Genomic DNA, 24,228 nt, shown 5'->3' with positions numbered 1-24,228 from the left:
ATGAAAAAGATTGCGCTCTCTTTGGTGGCACTGGGGTTACTCACGGCACTGCCGGGCTTCGCGGCCACGCCCGCGCCGGTTCCGGCTGCCATTGCGAACCACGACGGCCCGATCCGCATTGCGGTGATCCGTAACCTCGGCTCGGACGACAACACCACGCAGTTTGTTGCCGGGGCGATTCAGGAAGGGAAAAAGCTTGGCTTTAAGGTCAGCACCTTTTTGAGCAACGGGGACGACGCTAAATTCCAGGACTTCGTTAACCAGGCCATCAGCCAGAAGTATGACGGGATCATTCTCTCTCAGGGCCGCGATCCGTACTCCACCGCGCTGGTGAAGAAGGCGGTGGATGCCGGGATTAAAGTCGCCGTGTTTGATACCGCCGTTAATGGGGATATCCCGGGCGTGACCGTGACGCAGCAGGACGATGCCTCCCTGACGAACCTCTCCTTCGGCCAGCTGGCAAAAGATTTCAACGGCAAGGCGAATATCGTCAAGCTGTGGGTGGCGGGCTTCCCGCCGATGGAGCGCCGTCAGGCTGCCTATAAAGAATTGCAAAAGCAGTACCCGGAGATTAAAGAGCTGGAGTCCATCGGCGCGGTCTCCTCTGACGTGCAGGGCGACACCGCCAACAAGGTGGGCGCGATCCTGGCGAAATACCCGAAAGGCAAAATCGACGCCATCTGGGGCACCTGGGACGCCTTCAGCCAGGGCGCGTATAAGGCGCTGAAAGAGAACGGACGCACCGAGATCAAGCTCTACAGCATCGACATCTCCAACCAGGACTTACAGCTGATGCGCGAGCCGGGTAGCCCGTGGGCAGTGAGCGTGGCGGTGGATCCGAAGCTGATTGGCGCGACCAACGTGCGCCTGGTAGCCAACAAGATTGCCGGGGAAGCGACGCCTGCGACCTACGATTTCAAAGCGGCAGCCATTCCGCAGGCGCTGCTGACCGCCCAGCCGGGCGCGGTGAACGTGGCGTCTCTGGGGAAAATCATTCCTGGCTGGGGCCAGACGGAAGATTTTATCGCGCCGTGGTTTGCGACGCTGGAAGCAAAAAATAAATGAGCCTCCTTCCCACGCCAGAATACAGCCGCAATATGCGGCTGATTGGCTATAGCGACCAGGGCGGCCGCCCGGACGGCGTGCAGCTGATGGTGCATCGCGGCTTCGCCTATATCGGCCATATGGTGTCGCAGGGCTTTTCGATTGTTGACGTGCGCGACCCGAAAAACCCGAAAGCCGCGGGCTACGTGCCCGCGCCGCCGGGCACCTGGAACGTCCATTTACAGGCGCATGACGATCTGCTGCTGGTGATTAACGCCCGGGATCTGTTTGCCGATGCGCGCTTTGCCGACGAGAAGGTCTATTACACCCGCCAGGTGGGGGAGACCGTCAGCGACGTGCAGGACAGGGGCTGGAGCGCCGGGCTGCGCGTCTTTGATATCTCCACGCCGGACGCGCCGCGCGAAATCGGCTTTCTGTCGCTGAGCGGCATCGGCATTCACCGCATCTGGTACGTTGGCGGGCGCTGGGCGTACGTGTCGGCGCTGATCGACGGCTTTACCGACTACATTTTCCTGACCATCGACCTGGCGGACCCGCGTAAGCCCGAGGTGGCGGGGCGCTGGTGGCTGCCGGGGATGAACCAGGCCGCAGGCGAACAGCCCAACTGGCCGGAAGGCAAACGCTATGCGCTGCACCACGCGATTATCGCGGGCGATACCGCCTACGGCAGCTGGCGCGACGGCGGCCTGACGCTGCTGGACGTGAAGGACCGCAGTCAGCCGAAGCTGATTAGCCACCGCAACTGGAGCCCGCCGTTTGGCGGCGGGACGCACACCGCGCTGCCCTTACCGGACCGCGATTTGCTGGTGGTGCTGGACGAAGCGGTGCTGGATAACCAGCAGGACGGCGAGAAGCTGATCTGGCTGTTTGACATCCGCGAGCCGTCGAACCCGGTGAGCATTTCGACCTTCCCGCAGCCGAATGAAACCGACTACGTGGCAAAAGGGGCGCACTTTGGCCCGCACAACCTGCACGAGAATCGGCCGGGGAGCTTCGTCAGCTCGACGCTGATTTTTGCGACGTATCAGAACGCGGGCGTGCGCGCGTATGACATTTCTAATCCGTATCGCCCGGTGGAAACGGGGGCGCTGGTGCCCGCGGCACCGGAGAGGATGATGGACACGAGGCCGAATCGCCCGCAGGTGATCCAGTCGTGCGACGTGTTTGTGGATGCGCAGGGGATTATTTACAGCACGGACTATAACGGCGGGCTGTCGGTGATTGAGTATTTGGGGTGAGTGCGGTTTGATGCCCCTCACCCTAACCCTCTCCCCAAAGGGGAGAGGGGAAAAATCAGCTGTACTGCCGCACCCTGGCCACCAGCTCTTCCGCGCTGTCGATGCGGTCAGCAATCACAATCAGCGCTTTCCCGAGCGTTATCGCGTGGCGCAGGCATTCGTGGCGCATGGCCTCGTCCTGGATGCTGTCGATATCCGCGACGTGGGAAAGCCCGACGCTGCGGCGAATGAGCTCGGTGCCGCAGAACCCAATGGCGTCGTGCCAGACCTTTTTCAGGAATGCGGAGGCATAGCCCGGTGCGCTGAGCGCGGCGTCGCGGGCTTTCTCGTTTGCCAGCGCCTGGAAACGTTCCGCGAAGGTGTTCCACAGCTCCTGAATATCGGTCAGGCGCTGCTCGCGCGCGGCGGCGGCATCGCGAATGCCAAGATGCCCCGGCAGGCCGCAGAAGTTCAGCAGCAGGTTGCCGATGGCGGTGCCGACGTCAAAGCCAATCGGCCCAAAGTAGCCGAACTCTGCGTCGATGGCCTTCAGGCTGCCGTCGGCCACAAAAATCGACCCGCTGTGGATGTCCCCGTGCAGCAGGGCTTCGGCGTGCGAGAAGAAGCGGTGCTTCAGGGAGGCCACGGCAATTTTTAGCTGGGCGTCGTCGCGCAGGGCCGCTACGTCATTTTCCAGCTCGGCCGGATAGCTGTTGCGCTCGTGGACCTGGTACGGATCGTTGAAGAACAGATCTTCGGTGATCTCGCACATCTCCGGGTTGATGAACTTCGCCACCTGCGCTTTTTTCTCGTGCGGATGCAGGTAGAAGTCGCTGGTGTGGAACAGCGCATGCGCGAGGTATTCCCCCAGCTGGCGCGCCGCCTGCGGGTAGTAGATGTTGTTGATTAACTCGCCGCGCCAGATGCGATGGCTGGAGAGATCTTCCATTACCATCACCGCCAGTTCCGGGTCAAAGTGGTGGATTTTCACGGTGTGCTGCGGGCTGTGCTGGTAGTGCTCAACCAGGGTTTGCGCTTCAAGGCGAGCGCGATCCAGCGTCAGCGGCCAGGACTCGCCGACGCAGCGCACGTAGGGCAGCGCCTGCTTAACGATGATGCGGCTCACGCCCGCGCCGTCAAAAATTTTAAAGACCAGATTGAGGTTGCCGTCGCCTACCTCCTGCGCCTCTACCAGCGATGAAGGATCGTCAAGTCCGCCAAACTGCCTGGCATACTCCACGGCGTCCTGAGCGGTAAAGGTACGGTATTGCGACATGGCCTGCTCCTCACAAGTTTTACTTATTAAGACATGTAGACGTCTATACATCTGGATTTCATCCTGACACAATGTGCTACAACAACGCAACAGGGAATTAACGACATGCAGACATTACAGACGACCAGCCTGCGGGTGGCGGATAATCAGCTCTTTATTCTCGACCAGCAGGCGCTTCCGCAGGAGAAACGCTGGCTGGATGCCTCGACGGTTGAGGCGCTGGTTGGGCATATTCACGCTCTGCGCGTGCGCGGCGCGCCGCTGATTGGTCTCTCTGCAAGCCTGCTGCTGGCGCTGCTGGCGGAAAACGGCAAAAGCCGCGACGAGCTTGCGGCGGCGCTGGACACGCTTCGCGCATCCCGCCCGACGGCGGTGAACCTGATGAACAACCTCGACCGCATGAAGCGGGCGCTGTGGCAGGAAGAGTTTGTTCCGGCGCTGGTCGCGGAAGCGCTGCGCCTGATTGACGAAGACAAACGGCTTTGCGAGGCGATTGCAAAAGCGGGCAGCGCGCTGGTGAAGCCCGGCAGCTGTCTGCTGACCCACTGCAACACCGGCGGGCTGGCAACGGCGGGCGTCGGTACGGCGCTGGGCGTAATTGCCCGCGCGCATCAGGAGGGTAACGTCAGCAGCGTCTGGGTGGATGAAACCCGTCCGCTCTTACAGGGCGGCAGGCTGACCGCGTGGGAACTCGGCGAGCTGGGCGTGCCGTATCAGCTGATTACCGACTCCATGGCCGCCAGCCTGATGGCGAAAGGGCAGGTGGACGCCGTGTGGGTGGGGGCAGACCGTATCGCCGCCAACGGCGACGTGGCGAACAAGATTGGCACCTATTCTCTGGCGGTGCTGGCGAAGTTCCACGGCATTCCGTTCTACGTGGCAGCTCCGCAAACGACACTCGATCCGGACTGCCCGAACGGAGACGCGATCCCCATTGAGCAGCGCGCCGCCAGCGAGGTGACGGGCGTTGCCGGAAGCTTTGGCGCGGTGCAGTGGGCGCCGGAAGATGCGCAGGTCTATAACCCGGCGTTTGACGTCACGCCTGCCTCGCTGATTAGCGGCTGGGTGCTGGATACGGGCGTGGTCACGCCCCAGGAGGTTGCAGAAGGGAAATTTGCCTGAGTCCGGCTATCCTTTAAGGGGTTCCCTTAAGAGGACAACATCGTGACGCTCGATCCTGAAACAGACTTAAAACTGGAGCGCGTGGTGGATGCACCGCGCGACCTGCTGTGGCTCTGCTGGACCACGCCCGAGCACATCAAAAACTTCTTCATTCCTGCTCCCCATAAGGTGACCGAATGCGACCTTGACCTGCGCGTGGGCGGGCGGTTCAACACCGTGTTTGAGGTGGACGGGCAGCGAATGGATAACCGCGGCGTGTTTCTTGAAATCGATCCCGGTAAAAAGCTGGTCTTTACCGACGGTTATACCGAGGGCTGGAAGCCGGCTGAAAAGCCGTTTATGACGGCGATCCTGCTGCTGGAGGATGTGGGCGAGGGCAAAACCCGCTACACGGCGATTGCGCGCCACCCGACGAAGGAAATTCGCGAGCAGCACGAGCAGATGGGCTTCCACGAAGGGTGGGGGATTGTGCTGGATCAGCTGGTGGGGTATGTGAAGGGGCTTAACGCGTAGCGCGCGCTGGTGCCCTCACCCCAGCCCTCTCCCACAGGGAGAGGGAGAAAAGATTATGCGAGGCGCGGATAGGCATCCGCGATCGCATCGCCCGTAAACTGAGCAACCCAGCCTTCCGGATTGTCGAAAATACGAATCGCCGTAAAGTTAGGCTCTGAGCCCATATCAAACCAGTGCGGCGTGCCTGCGGGCACGGAGATCAGGTCGTTTTTCTCGCACAGCACCTGATAGACTTCATTGCCAATGTGAAGGCAGAAAAGCCCCGCGCCCTCCACGAAGAAGCGCACTTCGTCTTCGCCATGGGTGTGTTCGTTCAGGAACTTCGCGCGCAGCGCTTCTTTTTGCGGGTTGTCGGCGCGCAGGCTGATGACGTCCCAGCTCTGGTAACCCTTCTCTGCGACCAGCTTGTCGATCGCATGCTGATACGCTTCGATCACGGCTTCGGGCGCGGGATCCTGCCCCAAATCTCGGTCCGCGTCCCAGCGTTCAAAACGTACCCCTTTAGCGTTCAGCTGTTGGGCAATCTCGGCGGCGTCGGTGCTGTGCCACCGGTGCTGGCTGGCGTCTTTATCGGAATAAATGGTTAATGCGCTCATGAAGGGATCTGCTCCGGATTAATCTCGTCAAACTGGTGGACCTGATGGTGATGGCTTGCGCCGTCATCATCACCGCGAATCAGCTGCAGGGTGCGAAAGCCTGCCCGTTCAGCCGCGTCCAGCTCCTGATGAATATCGGACAGGAACAGGATCTGCGACGGGGCGATGCCCGTTTGCGCCGCAATGTTCTGATAAGACTGCACCTCGCGCTTGGCGCCGATGCGGGTATCAAAATAGCCGCTGAACAGATGAGTAATATCACCTTCGTCGCTGTAGCCAAATAACAGTTTCTGCGCGGCGACGGAGCCAGAGGAATATACATAGAGATCAATCCCCTGCGCTTTCCACTTTTCCAGCGCAGGCAGCACGTCCGGGTAGAGGTGGCCGGTAAAGTCGCCGTTCACGTAGCCGTCTTGCCAGACGATCCCCTGCAGTGCTTTCAGCGCGGTGGATTTGCGGTCTTCATCCATAAAGGCAAACAGGGTGTCGATAAGCTCGCTGACGCTGGCCTGCGGGCTACCGATTTCCTCGCGCAGATTGTCCAGAATGGATTTCACCGGCTCGGCGTACTGCTGGGCGCTCACGAAGGCCGCCAGCCGCTCACGCGCGTAGGGGAACAAAACATCATGGACAAAACGAATATCGCTGGTGGTCCCTTCAATATCCGTCACAATCGCGCGAATCATACTCTCTCCAGTTGTCGTAAACGCATTTCGCATTCAAATAAGAACTCTAATCCTTCCAGATGACGGCGGGCTTCGGCCACGTCGCGTCCCCAGCAGGTTAAGCCATGGCCGCGCAGAAGAAAACCATAATTAAGCGGGCGTTCCCGGGCGTAATGGGCGATTCGTGAGGCGAGGGCGTCGATGTCCTGGTCGTTATCAAAGACCGGGATGGCGACCGTATCCAGATGAGTAGTCTGCCCGGCAAGCGATTTTTGCATCTCGAAACCGCTGATATTCAGCTCGGCTTCTTTGACCAGACGCGACAGCACCGTGGCGTTAACGGTATGAACGTGCAGGACGGCGTTGGCTTCCGGGAACAGGCGATAGATAAGGGTGTGCAGCCCGGTCTCCGCCGACGGTTTACGACCGGACGGCGCGCGGCTGGTGGTAATCTCAACCTGCAGAAAATCTTCCGTCGTCAGGCTGCCTTTGTCTTTGCCGGATTCGCTAAGCCAGCACAGATGTTCGTCCTGACGCACCGACATGTTGCCGCCGGTGGCGGGTGCCCAGCCTTTGGCGCCGATCCAGCGGCAGGCGTCGACCAGTTGCGTGAGTTGCAGGTTGTCTGTCATTTCCTTTTACCCTCTCGGCCAGGAATATTTATAGCATATAGACGTCTAAGCGTCTTGATTGCCAAAGACTAACATCGTGTTATAGTGGCAGCAACATAAGTATTACAAGCAGGCACAACAAAATGAGCAATAACGCATTGATCCCGCAGAGTAAACTTCCCGGTCTCGGTACCACCATCTTTACGCAGATGAGCGCCCTGGCGCAGCAGCACAACGCCATTAACCTCTCGCAAGGGTTCCCGGATTTTGACGGGCCTGGCTATTTGCAGGAGCGCCTGGCGTACCACGTTGCGCAGGGGGCGAACCAGTATGCGCCGATGACCGGCGTGCAGGCGCTGCGGGAGGCCATTGCGGATAAAACGGCGGAGCTGTACGGCTATAGGCCCGATGCGAACAGCGACATTACGGTGACGGCAGGGGCGACCGAAGCGCTGTATGCGGCCATTACCGCGCTGGTGCGTGCGGGCGATGAGGTGATCTGCTTTGAACCGAGCTACGACAGCTACGCGCCAGCGGTTGAGCTCTCCGGCGGCGTGGTGAAACGCGTGGCGCTTCAGCCGCCGCATTTCCGCCCTGACTGGCAGGCGTTCGCGGCGCTGCTGAGTGACAAAACCCGTCTGGTTATTCTCAATACGCCGCACAACCCGTCGGCGACGGTCTGGCAAAAGGCCGATTTTGCCGCGCTGTGGCAGGCGATTGCGGAGCGTGAAATTTATGTCCTGAGCGACGAGGTGTATGAGCACATCTGCTTCGCGAAAGAAGGACACGCCAGCGTGCTGGCCCATCCGCAGCTGCGCGAGCGGGCTATTGCCGTGTCGTCATTCGGTAAAACCTACCATATGACCGGCTGGAAGGTGGGGTACTGCGTGGCCCCCGCCGCCATCAGCGCCGAGCTGCGTAAGGTGCACCAGTACCTGACGTTTGCCGTGAATACCCCTGCTCAGCTGGCGCTGGCGGATATGCTGCGCGCTGAACCCGAGCACTATCGCGACCTGCCGGATTTTTACCGTGCTCGACGGGATCTGTTCGTGACGGCGCTGGGCCAAAGTCGCCTGGAAATTTTGCCGTCTGAAGGAACCTACTTCCTGCTGGCGGATTACAGCGCCATTTCCGATCTGGATGATGTCAGTTTCTGCCAGTGGCTGACGAAAGAGGTCGGCGTGGCCGCCATTCCGCTGTCGGTATTCTGCGCCGATCCCTTCCCGCATAAGCTGATCCGCCTCTGCTTTGCGAAGCAGGAATCGACGCTGCTGGCCGCGGCGGAGCGTCTGAACACGCTCTGATTATTTTACCGTCCAGGCTTCAGAGTAACGGCGGTCTGCAAACAGCTCCAGCAGGCCGTTGATTTGTTTGAGACGCAACACCTCATCGCTGTCCATCCCGAGCTCTTCGCCAATTCTCTCATTGCTCCAGCCAAGCTGTGCAAGTTCCCGAACGATTTCGGACATGGCGTTGATTTGGTGTCGCCCGCGCGCCCGGTTGTGCCGAATGGTGGCGGCCATGCGGTCATGTTTATTCTGCCGGTCCTGGCGCAGGCAGGTGACGGGCAGGTAACCTCTGAGCTTACGCTTCAACGCAGCCCGACTTGTGCCAATTTCATGACGATGAAATCCATCCACAATTTCGTAATGTTGCGGTTCGCTTTCGGTCACAACAATAGGCTGGGTGAATCCATCAAGCTCCAGCGACTTGCTGAGCAGCCGTTTTTCCGGTGGGGCTACATTATTGGGATTGTAATCGTTGGCGGTAATGGCGTCCTGTTTGATCCACAGTACGCAGTCGATGGGCTGATCGTAAAACGGGCTATTTTTGTGCAGCGCCAGGCGAAAGGCATTAATGGCGTTAATTCTGTCCTCTTCGGGGAGAGACTGAAGATATGTTTCGATGTTGTTGATTATTCTTTGTCGCATAAAATGCCCCACTCCTTGCGTTTAGCCTTCACTCTGTCGCTGTAGCGTTGATAATGTTTGGGTTTGTTTGGGCTGAATGACAGTGCTCTGCACCAGTAGTCGTTATTCAGTAAAACCTTACAAATACGGCGCCATGAGGGAATGTCTTTGGCACCGATATCGCCTTCCTGGGTATCGGGAATATCCTCCATGCCTCTCTTTTGATACCAGTGCAGATAAACGGCGATTTTATTGCGGTAATGTTCGGCCGTATTTTGCGGCATGCTGTCGAGCAGCAGCATGGCGTATTCACGCCAGCAAAGGTGTTCGGGCTTCAGGATTTTCCTGTGACCATAGAAATGATTATCGTGACCAGCATAAATTCCCCCGCTGCGCACGCCGCTTACGCGTTCACACATATTCGCCCAGCGTTCAGGCTCCACAACGTGGTAAAGCCACAACCCCTGACGCTGCTCCGGGCCAAAGGGCTCGCAGATGCGCATGTAGCGGGGCGGCACGCCTGCCTGAAACATCAGGTCATACAGGGCGTTATAGCAACCCCCCGATTTGGCGAACCAGGTCCAGATATCGGCGGTTTTCCAGTCGTAGAGAGGATAGATATACCAGGCATGTCCCCCCGGCGCGACGGTTGTCCAGGGCTTGTCGTCGGCAAAACGCTGCTTCCGCGCTGAAGCGATAGCCAGAAAGCGGTTGTAAGATTCATCGGCACGAATACCAATCAGCACGGCCGCCGGGCGATTGCGTGAATACCAGTCGGAGAAACTGCGAACGAAGACTTCAAACGTCATGCCTGGCTGGTAAAAAGGAAAAAAGGCGGGATCGGTAACTGCATCATCTGGAGGTTGGCGAACCCACCGGGCGCCCGGTTCCCAGCATTGCCATTCCGGCTGAAATTGCGAAAGAGAATTTTGTGTCGTCAGGGGGAGGGCCACCCACCAGAAATGGTCAATGACGTCGCTGTATAATTCGCGCATATGTTCAACGTGGGCGATGGTATAAGAAAATTGCGCTTCCCAGTCGATAAACAGCACATCTATTTTTGTTTTCATCTGTCTCGCCCGAAGGGCAACCAGATGCAGCATGACGGTGGAGTCTTTACCCCCTGAAAAAGAGACACACACTCTGGATAGGTTTTCGAGCGTCCATGCGATGCGTTCCTGGGCTGCACAGAGGACATTTTTATCCAGCGGAAGCTTATAAATAGACATGGTTATCCTCTTCCTGAGTACTCAAATTGGGTCGTTAAGTAAATATGTAAGAAGAGAATACTATTAGCTGATAATTACATCAGGAAATAAATTGTATAAAATCATTAAAATATAATTATTATGAATGCGTTAGAATGTGTTGGCTGAATGTGAATTCAGCCAGTCACCATTATCGATGCAAAGATAGCTCTTCAATAAAGCTTGAAAACGCCGAGCTATTCAATGCCGAGCGGTTGTACATCATAAATATTTGGATGGAAGGGAGGACTAATGTTGTTTCAATCTTCCGTAAATTTAACGACGCGCCATACTGATCGAATGCTGGTGTAGGAGCAAGACCAATTATATCGGTACAGCTGATCATTGACAGCAGAGAAATAAATGAATCACTACGAAATACAATGTTACGTTCTGGAAGGACTTTCTCTGCGCTCTCCTGATAGTTTTTAACGCTTAGTTCATCACTTAAAAATGCCGTAAAGTCTTCTTTAAGGAGTTCCTCAAGTGTTGCGCTCTGACCAATACGGGGATGATCCGCACGGCAAACAAGCGTAAAAGACATTTCATAGAACAGACTGCAGGCGATAGAACGACTGTTGAGAGATGAGAAGGAGAAAACCAGGTCTGCTTTACGGTAGGCTAACAGATCTTCTGCTGAATCTGGGGCGAGAAAAACATCATGAAGCTCAATTTGGTAGTTATGCTTTTCCATCAAAATTTGCATTGGCCCCAGCATAATTTTGGGCGTCATAAACTGCGGGCAGTAAATGACAAAGTTCTTCTTTAACCCGCTGCTGTGCATGATGTTGATGGTCTGCTCAAGCTGATTCAGGTTTTGTTCAAGATGATGGTGAAGATTGACGCCAACCGTAGTCGGCGTAATCCCCTTACCTGAACGAATAAACAACGGGTCGTTGAGCTGCCCGCGCAAACGCTGCAGTGACTGGCTTACCGCGGAAGGTGTAATATAGAGCGTCTCAGCCGCTTTACTGATACTCAGATGTTGATAAATGCACTCAAAAATGACGAGCAGGTTGAGGTCGAATTTCTTGAGGTCGTAGAGATTTGCCATGTTTCGTCCTGATGATGTCGTGTTTGCTGTGGTTATCACATCACTGATAACTATAGTTTGAAGCTAACCATTTACAATCCTTTCGGTTAACTCTCTTAATTTTAAATTAAACTCACCTTAATATATCACGACGTCAGATTATTAAAATAGCGCTTCAAAGATGATTAAGATAATTTTATCTTAAAGAAGGGATAAACCGCTTAAATGACAATTGTCATTTATATATTGAGGTATTTTTATCATAAAAATAAATTTATAACGCCTCGAAATGATGTTCGATACTGCCTATCACAGCCATAGGCAGAAATGCCTCAGTTATGGATTGCTCAATCTCTGCACGGGTGGTGTAATCAAACCGCTGTTACCGCCTTGATATTAAGGGTTGTAGAGCGCAACGCAACGCCAGCTTCGGCTGGCACTGAATGTACCTGCGGGGAATTCAGGTATCAGGGCCGCCCGTTGAGGCGGCCTTTTTACTTTTGGCGTTTCCTTTAAAAGGTTCACCTTACTGTCTTGTTGAAGTTGTTAGGTTTGGCTGATTGATTTGATAAAGCATACGCATTAGCCCCGATGAAGAAAGTTGGTTACCTTACATCTCAACGAAAACACGGAGGAAGTACAGATGTCTTTGATTAATACCAAAATTAAACCTTTCAAAAACCAGGCGTTCAAAAACGGTGAATTCATTGAAGTCACTGAGAAAGATACCGAAGGCCGCTGGAGCGTGTTCTTCTTCTATCCTGCTGACTTCACCTTTGTTTGCCCGACCGAACTGGGTGACGTGGCAGACCACTACGAAGAACTGCAGAAGCTGGGCGTAGACGTTTACTCTGTCTCTACCGATACCCACTTCACCCACAAAGCGTGGCACAGCAGCTCTGAAACCATCGCGAAAATTAAATACGCGATGATCGGCGACCCGACTGGCGCCCTGACCCGTAACTTCGACAACATGCGTGAAGATGAAGGCCTGGCCGACCGTGCAACCTTCGTGGTTGACCCGCAGGGCATTATCCAGGCTATCGAAGTTACCGCTGAAGGTATCGGCCGTGATGCTTCCGACCTGCTGCGTAAAGTGAAAGCGGCTCAGTACGTGGCTTCTCACCCAGGCGAAGTGTGCCCGGCGAAATGGAAAGAAGGCGAAGCGACCCTGGCTCCATCTTTAGACCTGGTCGGCAAGATCTAAGTCTGTAAAGCCTGGCGGCGCTGCGCTTGCACAGGCCTACAGTATCGTAGGCCGGGTAAACGAAGTGCCACCCGGCAATCAATGGGCGCCCCCCGCGCCCATTTCATTCCAGCACCATGATGCAAGTTGCATTCAGGCCGCCCTTATAAGGCAGCTTGCATGATGACGTCTTAAGAGAGGGAAGAACCATGCTCGACACTACGATGAAAACCCAGCTCAAGGCCTACCTTGAGAAACTGACCAAACCCGTTGAGCTGATTGCCACGCTGGACGACAGCGCAAAATCGGCAGAGATCAAGGAACTGCTGGCAGAGATTGCTGAACTGTCACCGAAGGTGACTTTCAAAGAAGACAATACGCTTGCCGTCCGTAAGCCTTCTTTCCTGATCGCCAACCCAGGCTCTGACCAGGGGCCGCGCTTTGCCGGCTCTCCGCTGGGTCATGAATTTACCTCACTGGTGCTGGCGCTGCTGTGGACCGGCGGTCATCCGTCTAAAGAAGCGCAGGCGCTGCTGGAGCAGATCCGCGATATCGACGGTGATTTTGAGTTTGAAACCTATTACTCGCTCTCCTGCCACAACTGCCCGGACGTGGTGCAGGCGCTGAACCTGATGTCGGTTCTGAACCCGCGCATTAAGCACACGGCGATTGACGGCGGTACGTTCCAGAACGAAATTACCGAGCGCAACGTGATGGGCGTTCCGGCGGTGTATCTGAATGGTCAGGAATTCGGCCAGGGCCGCATGACGCTGACCGAAATCGTTGCCAAAGTAGATACCGGCGCAGAAAAACGCGCGGCGGAAGAGCTGAACCAGCGCGATGCATACGACGTGCTGATAGTTGGCTCCGGCCCGGCGGGTGCGGCAGCAGCGGTTTACTCCGCACGTAAAGGGATCCGTACCGGCCTGATGGGCGAACGCTTCGGCGGCCAGGTGCTGGATACCGTGGACATCGAAAACTATATTTCCGTGCCGAAAACCGAAGGCCAGAAGCTGGCGGGCGCGCTGAAGGCGCACGTTAGCGATTACGAAGTGGACGTGATCGACAGCCAGAGCGCCAGCAAGCTGGTTCCGGCGGCGGTGGAAGGGGGGTTACACCAGATTGAAACCGCTTCTGGCGCGGTGCTGAAAGCGCGCAGCGTGATCGTTGCCACCGGTGCGAAATGGCGCAACATGAACGTGCCGGGCGAAGATCAGTACCGCACCAAAGGTGTGACCTACTGCCCGCACTGCGACGGCCCGCTGTTTAAAGGCAAACGCGTGGCGGTGATCGGTGGCGGTAACTCCGGCGTGGAAGCGGCTATCGATCTGGCAGGAATTGTTGAGCACGTGACGCTGCTGGAGTTCGCGCCAGAGATGAAGGCTGACCAGGTTCTGCAGGATAAAGTTCGCAGCCTGAAAAACGTCGATATCGTGCTGAACGCGCAGACCACGGAAGTGAAGGGCGACGGCAGCAAAGTGACCGGCCTGGAGTACCGTGACCGCGTAAGCGGCGACGTTCATAGCGTTCAGCTTTCGGGGATCTTCGTACAAATTGGCCTGCTGCCGAACACCACCTGGCTGGAAGGCGCGATTGAGCGCAACCGCATGGGCGAGATCATTATTGATGCTAAATGCGAAACCAGCGTGAAGGGCGTGTTTGCCGCGGGCGACTGCACCACCGTGCCGTACAAGCAGATCATCATCGCCACTGGGGAAGGTGCAAAAGCGTCCCTGAGCGCGTTTGATTATTTGATCCGCACCAAAACCGCATAATAAAAGAAAGTAAGACGATACCTGCACTAGCCACCTCTTTATGAGGTGGCTTTTTTTTTAGATTTTTTTACCCTCAATTATCCTCGTTATTGACCACTTCATGCGTTAATTACCTGCTTCGATCAAAGAAATTAATGAGCCTGCTGATAATATCTCGTCGTTTTTTGTGTCGATAAATATTTATATTTAACATGAATGATAAAGATATATTCACCTCTTCAATATATGAGGCGTTAACCCCCTTTGAAATAAAGGGATTGACGTTTCGTGATTTCTTTAACGCGGCAGACATGACATCGCGATGCGCCTCGTTACACCTTTTATTCCCGGAAAGTGAAGCCTGGCAGCAGGATGAGGCGTTAGAGGTTGAGTATGACTTCAACGCCCTGTTTGTCGGCCCTGCGACGCTGCTGGCGCCGCCTTATGCCTCGGTTTACCTTGACGAGGAGCCGCTGCTGATGGGGGCCACAACGCTGAGCGTGCGCGAATTCCTGCAAAGCATTGGGCTGTTCGTGACGGAGGAGAATAGCGTTCCCGACGATCACATTAGCTATGAAATAGAGCTGGCGGTGATGCTCTCCGTGCATGCCAGACATTCGCCGCAATATCATGATGCACTCACCCGCTTTGTGCGCGGCCATCTCGAATTATGGCTCCCTGCGTTTATCGCAAAAATAAATGATTGTGCAAAAACATCCGCAATGAAATGTCTCGCGTCGCAGCTGACTAATTGGTTTGATGAATTAAAAACGAGAGTAATATTATGAGTATTGATAAAGGGCAGCTAAACCGGCGCTCCTTTTTAAAAGGACTGATTGCGCTGGGTACCGTCGCCGCATTACCTGGCGGACTATTATCCTCCCGATGTGCCCTGGCACAGCCCCCCATTCCGTTTAACCCGAAAACCTACAAAATTTTCCGTAACGCTTGCCCGCGTAACTGCTACGACACCTGCAGCTTAAAAACCTGGGTCAAAGATGACGTAATCACTTTCGTCGACGGGGCAAGCGAGTCCACGTTCACGCACGGCGCGCCGTGTGTGAAGGGGCTGACCTACCCGCGCCGGGTTTACTCCCCGGACCGCATTAAATACCCGATGATTCAGGACGGTCGCGGCAGCGGTAAATGGCGTCGCATCTCCTGGGATGAGGCCATGCAGCGCATTGCCAGCAAGATGCTGGAGATTAAAAAGAAAGACGGATCTATGCTCGGCCTGGCGCTGTCGAAATACTCCGGCAACCTCGGCGTGATGAGCTATGCCGTGGAGGGGATGATGTCTTCTCTCGGTTACACCACGCGCTTTGCCGGTACGCCATGCTGGCCGGCAGGGATCGATGCCCAGCACTATGACATGGGCGACATGTGGTGTAACGACCCGGAAGATCTGGTGAAAGCCAAATACATCATTATCTGGGGCGCAAACCCGGCGTGGTGCTCCATGCACACCATGAAGTACATCTATCAGGCGCGTGAGAGAGGGGCGAAAGTCGTGGTCATCGATCCGCTGTTCTCGCAAACCGCCGCCAAAGCCGATCTGTACCTGCGCGTGCGCCCCGGCTCAGACGGCGCATTGGCGCTGGGAATGGCGCGCCACCTGCTGGATATCGGCCGCGTCGACCAGGAGTTTGTGAACAACTTTGCGCACGGCTTCCCGGAATTCGAGCAGTATCTGCGCAGCAACATCACCGTTGAGTGGGCGTCTGAAATCTGTGGCCTGTCGGTAGACGTAATTCGCCAGCTGGCGGAAGAGTTTACCGCGGTAAAACCTGCCACCGTCTGGATCGGCTACGGGATGCAGCGCCACGTCAACGGCGGGGCGAACGTGCGCGCCATTGACGCTTTTGTTGCCATGACCGGCAACATCGGTGTGGAAGGCGGCGGTGCCCGCTACGGCCATCTGCAGACCTGGGGCTATAACTATCATGCGATGACGCAGAAGCCACCGGCCGGATCTGTTGGCATGGTGGGCGAAAGCGGCCCGGTAGGGGAGTTCGTCAGCGACAGCGGCGAAAAGAGCCACTATTCCGACCGCGCGCTGAACCTGAACCAGACCGCGCAGAGCATTCTTGATGCCAACGATCCGCCCATTCGCATGCTGTGGGTGGCATGCAAGAACCCGTTTGCCCAGGACTTTGACCGCAACAAAATGGAAAAAGCCTTCAGCAAGCTGGAGATGGTGGTCTGCGTCGATCAGTTCTTCAACGAGACGGTGCAGCATGCCGATATCGTGCTGCCGGTGACCACCACCTTTGAGCACTGGAACCTGTCGTCGTCTTACTGGCATTACTGGCTTTCGGTGAATGAACCGGCCATTAAACCGATGTACGAATGCAAGAGCGATCTGGATATTGCCGTGCTGCTCTCGCGCACCATCAACAAAATGGAGCCGGGCTCCTGTACCTTCCCGCAGGACATTGACCAGAAAAAATGGCTCGACCTGGAGTTCAATGAGGGCATGGCGAAGCAGTTTGGCATCCGCTCATGGGACGATCTGCTGGACGGGCCGGTGAAAGCCAAAATGGTCAGCTCTGCCGCCTGGCACGACCGCAAGTTTAAAACGCCATCGGGCAAGTATGAGTTCCTCTCCGAGCTGTGTGAAAAGAACGGCCATAAAGCGCTGCCGGAGTATATGCCGGCCGCGGAGGGCAAGCTGCCGTTCCATCTCTTCACCCCGCATTTGCAGTACGGCCTTCACTCGCAGTTCGTCAACCTCGACTGGATGCAGGTCTTCTGGCCGGAGCCGTTTGTCTATATCCACCCAGCCGCCGCGCAGAAGAAGGGCATCCGCGAGCTGGCGAAAGTCCGCGTGTTTAACGAGGTGGGCGAAGTGGAGCTGCGGGCGAAGATCACCACCAACGTGCCGGAAGATTTCCTGGTGATGTATGAGTCCTGGTTTAACAAGCTTAAGTACAACGTGCAGAACGTAGTGAAAGATACGCCAGCCGATATGGGCAAGATGGCAACCGGCGCGCCTGGCGCGGCGATCCACAGCCAGTTTGTCGACATTGCCCTTATCGCGAATGAAGGAGCAGACGCATGAGACGCGCATTTTTAGTGAACAGTGATAAATGTATTGGCTGCCGTGGATGCGCCATGGCCTGCAAGAGCTTTAACCAGCTTGAGCCGGATCGCTTCTGGCGCTATGTCTATCCGCTGGATAAAGAAATTTATCCGCATGAGGAGCGCGCGTTTTTCTCGCTGGCCTGTAACCACTGTGAAAACCCGGCCTGTCTGGCGGCGTGCCCGGTGGAAGCCTACACCAAACGCGATGACGGCGTGGTGGTGCATAACCCTGAGCGCTGCATCGGCTGTAAAAACTGCATCCGCAACTGCCCGTACGGCGCGCCGCGCTTCAACGAAGAGACGCAAAAGGCTGAGAAGTGCAGCATGTGCTATGAACGTCTGGATATCGGTATGGCCCCGGCCTGCGTTAACGCCTGTCCGGTCGGCGCGCTGACGATTATCGATCTGGATGCCGACCCGCTGCCGAACAATGCCGTGCAGTATCCGCCGGGCTTCCCGAAGATGCCTCAGCTTAATCCGGGTACGCGCTTCATTCTGGCCCGTCAGCCAAAACAGCCGGGGGATAAATAATGGAAAAGTATGAAATACCGCTCGTTATCTTTACCGTGCTGAGCCAGATGTCCGTTGGGATGACGCTGCTCCTGACCTGGCGCACGCTGCGTGGTGAAGTGCATGGCACCCGCCTTCACTGGCTGATTACCGGGCTGATTCTGGGCGTGGCCTCCGTCGCCGCGGTGCTGCATCTGGCGCACCCGGAACATGCTTACAACGCGTTGATTAACCTGAAACATGCCTGGCTGAGCCGCGAAATTCTGGGCGCGACCCTCTACGGCGCCATGATTGGGCTGGCCTTCCTGAGTAAGGGAAACAAAGGCGCGGCGCTGCTGGCGTCCCTGTTCGGGATCCTGCTGGTGGTGGTGCAGGGGATGACCTACGCGGCACCGGCGATGCAGGCTATTGCCAACGGCATCACCATGATGCTGTTCTTTGCGACGGTCTGGGTGATGGGCTGTGCCGCCACGCCGCTGCTCGGGCTGAAAGCATCTAACGCCGCGCTGCGCCAGGGAATTATTGCCCTGATGGCGCTGCTGATTGCCGCGCCGGTGATGTGGCTCAGCGGCGGCACCATCATGAAAATGACCGCTCACGCCTGGTTAAGCTCGCCGCTCTATCTGGGCAGCCTGCTGTGCTGCATTGTGGGTGGCGCGTTGTCGCTGAAGCGCCAGCCGATGCAGAAAGCGGTGTTTGCGCTCCTGCTGATGGGCGTGGTGCTCAGCCGCCTGACCTTCTTCGGCGATACCGTCAGCACCATCGTCAATATTGGTCACCTGTACTGATAAACAAAACCCCGCGAAAGCGGGGTTTTTTGTGGGTATTTACCGGACTACCATCACCGGAATATGGGTGTGGCGGATCACGCTGGAGGCGTTCGACCCCAGCAGGTGAGTGGTAATGGAAGGATTACGTGAACCGATCACCACCACGTCTGCATTCAGCTCTGCGGCCAGTTCATTGACGGCGTCGCGCACGCTGCCGAACCGGACGTGGGTTTTGATGCGGGAAGGGTCGATGCTGAAATGCCCGACCATGGTCTGCAGCCGCGTTTCGGCTTCGTGCTGTAAATGCTCCTCAAAGCGACGCACGTCGGCGGCAAAGCGGTGCAGGCTCAGGCTGGCAGAGCCCGGTAAGACGTGTAAAAGATGAATAATTCCATCCTGCTGCGCGAGGAATTCCGCGTGGCGCACAGCTTTGTCGCTCAGTTCCATTTCGAAAACATCAACCGGCATAATGATTGTCTTATACATAACCGTTTCTCCTTGTTTATAAACGCTGGATACATTCAACCACAAAATATGAATGGTTTCTGTAAGCGCTTCGGCACTTTTCCTCTCTTGCCAGGATAAATCTCAAAAGGCGCGTATTTCCCGGCAGACTTTCAGGGGTAGCTACCCTTTATAAACTTACCTGAAACCTTTCGGAGGTTGCATGAAAGCGCTCACGTACCACGGTCCGCACCATGTTCGCGTTGAGAATGTCCCCGATCCCATCATTGAACAGCCCGACGATATCATCCTGCGCGTCACGGCCACGGCGATTTGCGGCTCCGACCTGCATCTCTATCGTGGGAAGATCCCAAAGGTGCAGCACGGCGACATTTTTGGACATGAATTTATGGGCGAGATCGTCGAGTGCGGTCGGGAGGTGAAGGATCTGCAAAAAGGCGATCGCGTGGTGATCCCCTTTGTCATCGCCTGCGGTGACTGCTTCTTTTGCCGTCTGCAGCAGTACGCGGCCTGTGAGAATACCAATGCCGGGCAGGGCGCTGCGCTGAACAAAAAGCAAATTCCCGCGCCGGCAGCCCTGTTTGGCTATAGCCATCTCTACGGCGGCGTGCCGGGAGGGCAGGCGGAATACGTGCGCGTGCCGAAAGGCAACGTCGGGCCGTTTAAGGTGCCGCAGCTGCTATCCGACGATAAGGCCCTGTTCCTGTCTGATATTTTGCCCACCGCCTGGCAGGCGGCAAAAAATGCGCAGATTGAAAAAGGCTCCAGCGTCGCCGTTTTCGGTGCCGGTCCGGTGGGGCTATTGACCATAGCCTGCGCGCGGCTGTTAGGGGCTGAGCAGATCTTTGTTATCGACCATCACCCCTACCGGCTGCGGTTTGCCGAGGCGCGCTACGGTGCTATCCCCATCAATTTTGATGATGATAACGACGCGGCGGAAAAGATAATCCAGCAAACCGCAGGGCAGCGGGGTGTCGATGCCGTCATTGATGCCGTCGGGTTCGAGGCCAAAGGCAGCACCACGGAGACGATCCTCAGCAACCTTAAAATCGAGGGTAGCAGCGGCAAAGCATTGCGTCAGTGCATTGCTGCCGTCCGGCGCGGCGGGGTGGTCAGCGTACCCGGCGTGTATGCCGGGTTTATTCACGGCTTCCTGTTTGGGGATGCCTTCGATAAGGGGCTGACGTTTAAGATGGGCCAGACGCACGTCCACGCCTGGCTGGGCGAACTGTTACCGCTGATCGAAAAAGGGCTGCTGACGCCGGAAGAGATTGTTACGCATTATCTCCCCCTGGCGGATGCGGAACGTGCCTATAAGATTTTCGAAAAACGGGAAGAGGAGTGCCGGAAGGTGATCCTGGTGCCCGGCGCGGAAACGCCTGAGGCCGCTGAGCAAAAAGTGAAGGGCCTGGTGAATGCATTCCCGGGCGGCGTGGTGTGAGGTCACTCGCCGGTGGCGGTCAAGATACAGGACCGCGGTGAAGCACAATCGGGTGAAGATGTTCGGAAAGAGGATGCAGACGCATCCTCTGTGCAACGCGGGTCGCGTTTGTTCAGAATGACATTAACGCAGGTAATCGCCCGCAGCTTCTGGCTGGTAGAGCAGCTCCAGCACTTCCAGATGGGTGGAGGCACCGCCCGGCAACTCCCAGTGGATGGTATCGCCCGTGCGCAGCCCCAGCAGCGCGGCACCCACAGGAGCAAGAACCGAAAGCTGCGCGCTGCTGTCGGTCATCTGAGCCGGATAAACCAGCGTGCGGGTCAGCTCTTCACCGGTGGTCAGGTTGCGGAATTTCACCTGGCTGTTCATGGTGACCACGTCATGCGGCATGGACTCTGGCGTGCACATCTGCGCGCGGTCGAGCTCCTCATTCAGGGCGTCGGCCACCGGAAGTGAGGCGAATTCTGCTTTTTCCAGCAGCCTGTCGATACGTTCTGCGTCGAGCTCGTTGATGATGATTGTAGGTCTGGACATTTTTTACTCCATGTCGTTAATGCTGCGTCTAACGCAGAAACCAATCCAAAAGAAAACCCTCGCCGTCTGGCAGCGAGGGTTTAACTCTCCCGATGATACTGGCTGAACGCGCAAGTTTGAAGTGATGAAGGTCACATTCATGTGCCATATGAATTTTCACTGAAATTTATTCAGTCTTTATTCCTGGCGGATTGCGTTACGCTGTGTGTTCTGAACCCGGGCGCTGCGCGAAGCATCATTCGCCTCAGCCCTAACCAACGAGAGAGCGCTATGTACTTTTACCAACCGTCTCAGGGGCATGGCCTGCCGCATGACCCGCTGAACGCCATTGTCGGCCCCCGTCCGATTGGCTGGATCTCCTCTTGCGACCAGGCCGGTCATCTGAACCTTGCGCCGTATAGCTTCTTCAACTGCTTCAACTATCGCCCGCCGATCGTTGGCTTTTCCAGCAACGGCTGGAAGGACAGCGTGCGTAATATTGTTGAAACAAAGGAGTTTGTCTGGAACCTGGCGACGCGCGATCTCGCGGAAGCGATGAATCTAACCTCTGCCACGCTTCCTCACGATCGCGATGAATTCACCTTTTCAGGGTTAACGCCTGCTGCCAGCAAGCTGGTGAGCGCCCCCCGCGTGGCGGAAAGCCCGGTCAATTTTGAGTGCCGTCTTTCGCAGTGCATTCAGCTTACCGGAGCCGACGGTACACCGATTGACACCTGGCTGGTGCTGGGGGAAGTGGTGGGTATCCATATTGCCGAAACGCTGCTGGAAGAGGGGATATACCAGACGGCGAAAGCGCAGCCCATCCTGCGAGCGGGTGGGCCGACGGCTTACTATGGTATCAGTGACGAACACCGGTTTGACATGGTGCGACCGGTGGTGGGCGATCAGTAACCGGCTTTATCAATGACAAATTGTTTTCCGCAGTTGCCTGGATGCGGCTGCGGAGCAAAGGATGCCGCAGAAAGCGGGGCGTTAATGGTGTCTGCTTTCAGTGAAATCTGCATCTCGGTCAGATACGCCGGATTACCGTTGCAGGTCAGCTTGAAGGCTTTGATATTTTCCTTGCCCCAGGTTTTGGCAACGGCGTTGTCAAAGTCGGTACGGCTGACGGTTTTACCGTAATTTTCCGCAAGGAAATGACCGACGGCGCTGGTTTTCATTTCCTGATTCATTCTCACCATGGTGCCGAAATAGGCATCGGGATCAAAACCAAAGCAGACGCCATGTTTGGCATATTCATAACGTTCCAGACAGGAGTTTCCGCCCGCGCCCGGCATGACCTCGTTCAGCTTCGCCGCGCCGGAAAGCGACAGCCCGGTTTCGGCTGCTGCGCATTTGCGGCTGGCCTTCACTTCCGGCATGTTCGGGATAGGGCGCGTGGCACAGCCAAATCGCATCCATCGACGTTCATCCACGCCGCGTGCGGCAATGGATTTCGGCAGGCCGGGCCATAGCCCGTGAACGGTCAGAAAATCGGTTTTATTGTCGCGCTCTTTTTGCAGACGACATTCATCCGGTTCATTGCGGTTACGCTCGACCATGCTTTGACAAAAACCCGTTTGCCAGGACAAAGCCAGCACATAGCGATCGAAATCACCGTACTGCGTGGCCTTGAGAGGTTCGGCCTGTGCTGAGAAGAGACTGAGTGCAAGCGCTACTGCGCCAGACGGGATAACAATATCCTTCCTGAACATGTGATTTCCTGATTGGTTGTGCGCAATTCATTTTTGTGGGTTATTAAAGCACAAAAAGCGCCCGCAGGCGCTTTTTGGCAATCAGGAATTTCACTTAGGCGGCGCCGGGCACCAGCACTTCGGTAGCAATAATGACGATGATCAGCCCAACCAGCACCGGCACTGACGTGCGTTTCACTACTTCAAACGGCGAGATTTTTGCCATCCCGGCAACCGCCACCACCACGCCTGAAACAGGCGAGATGGTACGACCCAGGTTTGAAGCCTGGAGCATGGGAATGGAAAGGTAAGCCGGGTTGATACCGGACGAGTGAGCCAGCTTAGGGATCATCTCAACGAAGGCGTAGAAAGGGGCGTTACCGGAGCCGGTGGTCATCGCCGCCAGCATGGTCAGTACCACCAGGACAAGCATCAGGATAATACTGGCCGAGCCAAACGAGGTGGCGATGGAGATCAGGCTCTGGATAAAGCCGATCGTGCTCAGACCCTGGGCAAAGACACCCGCCGCAACCAACAGCATCACCACGCCAGCAAACGCATCTGCCATACCGCGATACGCGACCTCAAGGCCGGAGAAGACTTTTTGGGTGTTGAAACCGCGCACGAACTCCAGCACAGCGGCTAGCAGCATACAGATAACCAGGATAGTAATAATGTGCAGCTGCGGGCCCCATTTTCCGTCAAAAATCAGCACGCCGATAATCGGCGTGAACGGCAGAATGGCGTAGAACGCCGGCGCGGTGGTGGTGATTTCGCTGACATCCATCATTTCATGGCTGATGTTCTCTTTCTTATCAAGATAGCGCTGCCAGAAGAAATGCGCGATACCCATTCCCACAATGGCAACGATCGAAATCGGCAGCGTGGTTTTAAAGGCGAAGTCGATAAGCGACATTTCGGCTGCTTTCGCCGCCAGCACAACGTCACCTGACGTTGGGGAGAGAATAATGGCCGCCGGGGAGGCGCAAATTGCCGCCGCCGCCCCGCGGCTGATGCCCACGTTTACCATCACCGGGAACAGCGTGGCCATTAGCAGTACGCCAAGCCCGGTTGCCGATGAAACGGCCAGCGACATCAGGCAGGCGAGGAAATAGGCGGCAACCATCAACAGATACGGCGAGTTAATGTACTGCAGGGGCTTCGAGGCAAGCTTCACAACCATGTCGTTCGCGCCGATATGGGTCATATAGGCTGCAAAACCGCACAGCATCATGATCATCATGCCCAGATCGCCACCGCGGCTCATGAGCAGGATTTTAATATATTCAACAATATCCGTGGCGGTGTAGCCCGTACTGGCTGCGCTGGCAGGTAAAACCTGATGACCCATTAATGCGCTGATTATCAGCAGCGTTAAACCACCAACAAATAAAACGCCTGTGGCTGAGTAGCCTTTAATGATGTAGCGAGCTACACCCACAATGACGACGACCCCAATTAGGAGTTCGAAAAACGTAAGCATGATTTCCCCTGTGTCTTTCAGCCCTGAGATATAAAAAATTAATATAAAAAAGAAGGATGAAAATGTGCCGAAT

General features: G+C 56.1%; 24 protein-coding genes. 13 read left to right on the top strand and 11 right to left on the bottom strand.

Features of this window, described 5'->3' with window-relative positions:
- Together OSH03_RS06280 and OSH03_RS06275 are read left to right on the top strand one after the other, a co-directional pair.
- A complete protein-coding gene (locus OSH03_RS06280; protein WP_266178552.1) occupies window positions 1-1,065 on the top strand; it encodes a sugar ABC transporter substrate-binding protein in 1,065 nt (354 codons plus the stop codon).
- Window positions 1,062-2,303: an LVIVD repeat-containing protein gene (locus tag OSH03_RS06275; protein WP_266178551.1), complete on the top strand. Its 1,242-nt coding sequence runs from the start codon at window positions 1,062-1,064 to the stop codon at window positions 2,301-2,303. The genes OSH03_RS06280 and OSH03_RS06275 overlap by 4 nt, the downstream gene beginning before the upstream one ends.
- A 55-nt stretch (window positions 2,304-2,358) precedes the next feature.
- On the opposite strand, the gene mtnK is transcribed toward OSH03_RS06275, so the two are convergent.
- A complete protein-coding gene (gene mtnK, locus OSH03_RS06270; protein ID WP_266178550.1) occupies window positions 2,359-3,558 on the bottom strand; it encodes an S-methyl-5-thioribose kinase in 1,200 nt (399 codons plus the stop codon).
- A 105-nt stretch (window positions 3,559-3,663) separates the two neighbouring features.
- Between mtnK and mtnA the strand changes: the two genes are divergently transcribed.
- A complete protein-coding gene (gene mtnA, locus OSH03_RS06265; RefSeq protein WP_266178549.1) occupies window positions 3,664-4,680 on the top strand; it encodes an S-methyl-5-thioribose-1-phosphate isomerase in 1,017 nt (338 codons plus the stop codon).
- 42 nt (window positions 4,681-4,722) lie between these two features.
- Window positions 4,723-5,193 carry an SRPBCC family protein gene (locus OSH03_RS06260; protein WP_023343575.1) on the top strand — a complete coding sequence of 157 codons (471 nt, stop codon included), beginning with the start codon at window positions 4,723-4,725 and terminating at the stop codon, window positions 5,191-5,193.
- A gap of 53 nt (window positions 5,194-5,246) precedes the next feature.
- Here the strand turns inward: OSH03_RS06260 and OSH03_RS06255 are convergent, their stop codons facing one another.
- Genes OSH03_RS06255 through OSH03_RS06245 form a run of 3 tightly spaced genes read right to left on the bottom strand, consistent with a single transcriptional unit; the run spans window position 5,247 to window position 7,086 of the window.
- On the bottom strand, window positions 5,247-5,789 hold the full coding sequence (locus tag OSH03_RS06255; protein WP_266178548.1) for a 1,2-dihydroxy-3-keto-5-methylthiopentene dioxygenase: 543 nt from the start codon (window positions 5,787-5,789) through the stop codon (window positions 5,247-5,249).
- Window positions 5,786-6,475: an acireductone synthase gene (mtnC, locus tag OSH03_RS06250; RefSeq protein ID WP_266178547.1), complete on the bottom strand. Its 690-nt coding sequence runs from the start codon at window positions 6,473-6,475 to the stop codon at window positions 5,786-5,788. The genes OSH03_RS06255 and mtnC overlap by 4 nt, the downstream gene beginning before the upstream one ends.
- Window positions 6,472-7,086: a methylthioribulose 1-phosphate dehydratase gene (locus OSH03_RS06245; RefSeq protein WP_266178546.1), complete on the bottom strand. Its 615-nt coding sequence runs from the start codon at window positions 7,084-7,086 to the stop codon at window positions 6,472-6,474. The genes mtnC and OSH03_RS06245 overlap by 4 nt, the downstream gene beginning before the upstream one ends.
- 122 nt (window positions 7,087-7,208) lie before the next feature.
- Between OSH03_RS06245 and OSH03_RS06240 the strand changes: the two genes are divergently transcribed.
- On the top strand, window positions 7,209-8,369 hold the full coding sequence (locus tag OSH03_RS06240; RefSeq protein ID WP_266178545.1) for a pyridoxal phosphate-dependent aminotransferase: 1,161 nt from the start codon (window positions 7,209-7,211) through the stop codon (window positions 8,367-8,369).
- Here OSH03_RS06240 and OSH03_RS06235 read toward each other — a convergent pair whose 3' ends face one another.
- The 3 genes from OSH03_RS06235 to citR form a co-directional block, all read right to left on the bottom strand.
- Window positions 8,370-8,996 (bottom strand): IbrB-like domain-containing protein, encoded by a 627-nt coding sequence (locus OSH03_RS06235; RefSeq protein WP_266178544.1) that lies wholly within the window; start codon window positions 8,994-8,996, stop codon window positions 8,370-8,372.
- Window positions 8,981-10,204 (bottom strand): phosphoadenosine phosphosulfate reductase, encoded by a 1,224-nt coding sequence (locus tag OSH03_RS06230; RefSeq protein ID WP_266178543.1) that lies wholly within the window; start codon window positions 10,202-10,204, stop codon window positions 8,981-8,983. Before OSH03_RS06230 ends, OSH03_RS06235 begins: the two co-directional genes overlap by 16 nt.
- Before the next feature lie 169 nt (window positions 10,205-10,373).
- Entirely contained in the window at window positions 10,374-11,276 is a 903-nt protein-coding gene (gene citR, locus OSH03_RS06225) for a DNA-binding transcriptional repressor CitR (protein ID WP_266178542.1), read from the bottom strand.
- 622 nt (window positions 11,277-11,898) lie between these two features.
- Between citR and ahpC the strand changes: the two genes are divergently transcribed.
- The 6 genes from ahpC (at window position 11,899) to OSH03_RS06195 (ending at window position 18,577) form a co-directional block, all read left to right on the top strand.
- A complete protein-coding gene (gene ahpC, locus OSH03_RS06220; RefSeq protein ID WP_014882974.1) occupies window positions 11,899-12,462 on the top strand; it encodes an alkyl hydroperoxide reductase subunit C in 564 nt (187 codons plus the stop codon).
- A 188-nt stretch (window positions 12,463-12,650) separates the two neighbouring features.
- Window positions 12,651-14,216 (top strand): alkyl hydroperoxide reductase subunit F, encoded by a 1,566-nt coding sequence (gene ahpF, locus OSH03_RS06215; protein WP_061098895.1) that lies wholly within the window; start codon window positions 12,651-12,653, stop codon window positions 14,214-14,216.
- Window positions 14,217-14,407: 191 nt separating this feature from the next.
- Entirely contained in the window at window positions 14,408-14,983 is a 576-nt protein-coding gene (locus OSH03_RS06210; RefSeq protein ID WP_266178541.1) for a TorD/DmsD family molecular chaperone, read from the top strand.
- The gene (locus OSH03_RS06205; protein ID WP_266178540.1) at window positions 14,980-17,256 is read left to right on the top strand and encodes a molybdopterin-dependent oxidoreductase; all 2,277 of its coding nucleotides are present in this window, start codon (window positions 14,980-14,982) and stop codon (window positions 17,254-17,256) included. The genes OSH03_RS06210 and OSH03_RS06205 overlap by 4 nt, the downstream gene beginning before the upstream one ends.
- Entirely contained in the window at window positions 17,253-17,810 is a 558-nt protein-coding gene (locus tag OSH03_RS06200; RefSeq protein WP_080327917.1) for a 4Fe-4S dicluster domain-containing protein, read from the top strand. The genes OSH03_RS06205 and OSH03_RS06200 overlap by 4 nt, the downstream gene beginning before the upstream one ends.
- Window positions 17,810-18,577 carry a dimethyl sulfoxide reductase anchor subunit family protein gene (locus tag OSH03_RS06195; RefSeq protein WP_266178539.1) on the top strand — a complete coding sequence of 256 codons (768 nt, stop codon included), beginning with the start codon at window positions 17,810-17,812 and terminating at the stop codon, window positions 18,575-18,577. The genes OSH03_RS06200 and OSH03_RS06195 overlap by 1 nt, the downstream gene beginning before the upstream one ends.
- Window positions 18,578-18,616: 39 nt before the next feature.
- Here the strand turns inward: OSH03_RS06195 and uspG are convergent, their stop codons facing one another.
- Window positions 18,617-19,045 carry a universal stress protein UspG gene (gene uspG / locus OSH03_RS06190; RefSeq protein WP_028012323.1) on the bottom strand — a complete coding sequence of 143 codons (429 nt, stop codon included), beginning with the start codon at window positions 19,043-19,045 and terminating at the stop codon, window positions 18,617-18,619.
- Between the two features lie 181 nt (window positions 19,046-19,226).
- Here uspG and OSH03_RS06185 point away from each other — a divergent pair, with 181 nt between their 5' ends.
- Complete coding sequence (locus OSH03_RS06185) at window positions 19,227-20,465, top strand: zinc-dependent alcohol dehydrogenase (RefSeq protein ID WP_266178538.1); 1,239 nt, start codon at window positions 19,227-19,229, stop codon at window positions 20,463-20,465.
- A gap of 123 nt (window positions 20,466-20,588) precedes the next feature.
- Here the strand turns inward: OSH03_RS06185 and rnk are convergent, their stop codons facing one another.
- The gene (gene rnk / locus OSH03_RS06180; RefSeq protein ID WP_061098890.1) at window positions 20,589-20,999 is read right to left on the bottom strand and encodes a nucleoside diphosphate kinase regulator; all 411 of its coding nucleotides are present in this window, start codon (window positions 20,997-20,999) and stop codon (window positions 20,589-20,591) included.
- 270 nt (window positions 21,000-21,269) lie between these two features.
- Here rnk and OSH03_RS06175 point away from each other — a divergent pair, with 270 nt between their 5' ends.
- Window positions 21,270-21,890 (top strand): flavin reductase family protein, encoded by a 621-nt coding sequence (locus OSH03_RS06175; protein ID WP_266178537.1) that lies wholly within the window; start codon window positions 21,270-21,272, stop codon window positions 21,888-21,890.
- Here OSH03_RS06175 and rna read toward each other — a convergent pair.
- Entirely contained in the window at window positions 21,884-22,693 is an 810-nt protein-coding gene (gene rna, locus OSH03_RS06170) for a ribonuclease I (RefSeq protein WP_151412727.1), read from the bottom strand. The genes OSH03_RS06175 and rna overlap by 7 nt on opposite strands.
- 94 nt (window positions 22,694-22,787) lie before the next feature.
- Window positions 22,788-24,155 carry an anaerobic C4-dicarboxylate transporter DcuC gene (dcuC, locus tag OSH03_RS06165; protein ID WP_061098887.1) on the bottom strand — a complete coding sequence of 456 codons (1,368 nt, stop codon included), beginning with the start codon at window positions 24,153-24,155 and terminating at the stop codon, window positions 22,788-22,790.
- Between the last annotated feature and the right edge of the window lie 73 nt (window positions 24,156-24,228).

This window comes from Enterobacter nematophilus, assembly GCF_026344075.1.
In the GTDB taxonomy this organism is placed as follows: Bacteria; Pseudomonadota; Gammaproteobacteria; order Enterobacterales; family Enterobacteriaceae; genus Enterobacter; species Enterobacter nematophilus.
This window is presented reverse-complemented; position numbering and strand designations above follow the sequence as displayed.

What these genes read in the sequence shown, in the direction of transcription:
- OSH03_RS06230 (WP_266178543.1), bottom strand. Translation starts at nt 10,204, where the DNA reads ATGTCTATTTATAAGCTTCCGCTGGATAAAAATGTCCTCTGTGCAGCC.
- OSH03_RS06240 (WP_266178545.1), top strand. Translation starts at nt 7,209, where the DNA reads ATGAGCAATAACGCATTGATCCCGCAGAGTAAACTTCCCGGTCTCGGT.
- OSH03_RS06175 (WP_266178537.1), top strand. Translation starts at nt 21,270, where the DNA reads ATGTACTTTTACCAACCGTCTCAGGGGCATGGCCTGCCGCATGACCCG.
- OSH03_RS06210 (WP_266178541.1), top strand. Translation starts at nt 14,408, where the DNA reads ATGAATGATAAAGATATATTCACCTCTTCAATATATGAGGCGTTAACC.
- mtnK (WP_266178550.1), bottom strand. Translation starts at nt 3,558, where the DNA reads ATGTCGCAATACCGTACCTTTACCGCTCAGGACGCCGTGGAGTATGCC.
- uspG (WP_028012323.1), bottom strand. Translation starts at nt 19,045, where the DNA reads ATGTATAAGACAATCATTATGCCGGTTGATGTTTTCGAAATGGAACTG.
- OSH03_RS06200 (WP_080327917.1), top strand. Translation starts at nt 17,253, where the DNA reads ATGAGACGCGCATTTTTAGTGAACAGTGATAAATGTATTGGCTGCCGT.
- mtnA (WP_266178549.1), top strand. Translation starts at nt 3,664, where the DNA reads ATGCAGACATTACAGACGACCAGCCTGCGGGTGGCGGATAATCAGCTC.
- ahpF (WP_061098895.1), top strand. Translation starts at nt 12,651, where the DNA reads ATGCTCGACACTACGATGAAAACCCAGCTCAAGGCCTACCTTGAGAAA.
- OSH03_RS06185 (WP_266178538.1), top strand. Translation starts at nt 19,227, where the DNA reads ATGAAAGCGCTCACGTACCACGGTCCGCACCATGTTCGCGTTGAGAAT.
- rna (WP_151412727.1), bottom strand. Translation starts at nt 22,693, where the DNA reads ATGTTCAGGAAGGATATTGTTATCCCGTCTGGCGCAGTAGCGCTTGCA.
- OSH03_RS06280 (WP_266178552.1), top strand. Translation starts at nt 1, where the DNA reads ATGAAAAAGATTGCGCTCTCTTTGGTGGCACTGGGGTTACTCACGGCA.
- OSH03_RS06205 (WP_266178540.1), top strand. Translation starts at nt 14,980, where the DNA reads ATGAGTATTGATAAAGGGCAGCTAAACCGGCGCTCCTTTTTAAAAGGA.
- citR (WP_266178542.1), bottom strand. Translation starts at nt 11,276, where the DNA reads ATGGCAAATCTCTACGACCTCAAGAAATTCGACCTCAACCTGCTCGTC.
- rnk (WP_061098890.1), bottom strand. Translation starts at nt 20,999, where the DNA reads ATGTCCAGACCTACAATCATCATCAACGAGCTCGACGCAGAACGTATC.
- OSH03_RS06195 (WP_266178539.1), top strand. Translation starts at nt 17,810, where the DNA reads ATGGAAAAGTATGAAATACCGCTCGTTATCTTTACCGTGCTGAGCCAG.
- OSH03_RS06255 (WP_266178548.1), bottom strand. Translation starts at nt 5,789, where the DNA reads ATGAGCGCATTAACCATTTATTCCGATAAAGACGCCAGCCAGCACCGG.
- mtnC (WP_266178547.1), bottom strand. Translation starts at nt 6,475, where the DNA reads ATGATTCGCGCGATTGTGACGGATATTGAAGGGACCACCAGCGATATT.
- ahpC (WP_014882974.1), top strand. Translation starts at nt 11,899, where the DNA reads ATGTCTTTGATTAATACCAAAATTAAACCTTTCAAAAACCAGGCGTTC.
- OSH03_RS06235 (WP_266178544.1), bottom strand. Translation starts at nt 8,996, where the DNA reads ATGCGACAAAGAATAATCAACAACATCGAAACATATCTTCAGTCTCTC.
- OSH03_RS06275 (WP_266178551.1), top strand. Translation starts at nt 1,062, where the DNA reads ATGAGCCTCCTTCCCACGCCAGAATACAGCCGCAATATGCGGCTGATT.
- dcuC (WP_061098887.1), bottom strand. Translation starts at nt 24,155, where the DNA reads ATGCTTACGTTTTTCGAACTCCTAATTGGGGTCGTCGTCATTGTGGGT.
- OSH03_RS06245 (WP_266178546.1), bottom strand. Translation starts at nt 7,086, where the DNA reads ATGACAGACAACCTGCAACTCACGCAACTGGTCGACGCCTGCCGCTGG.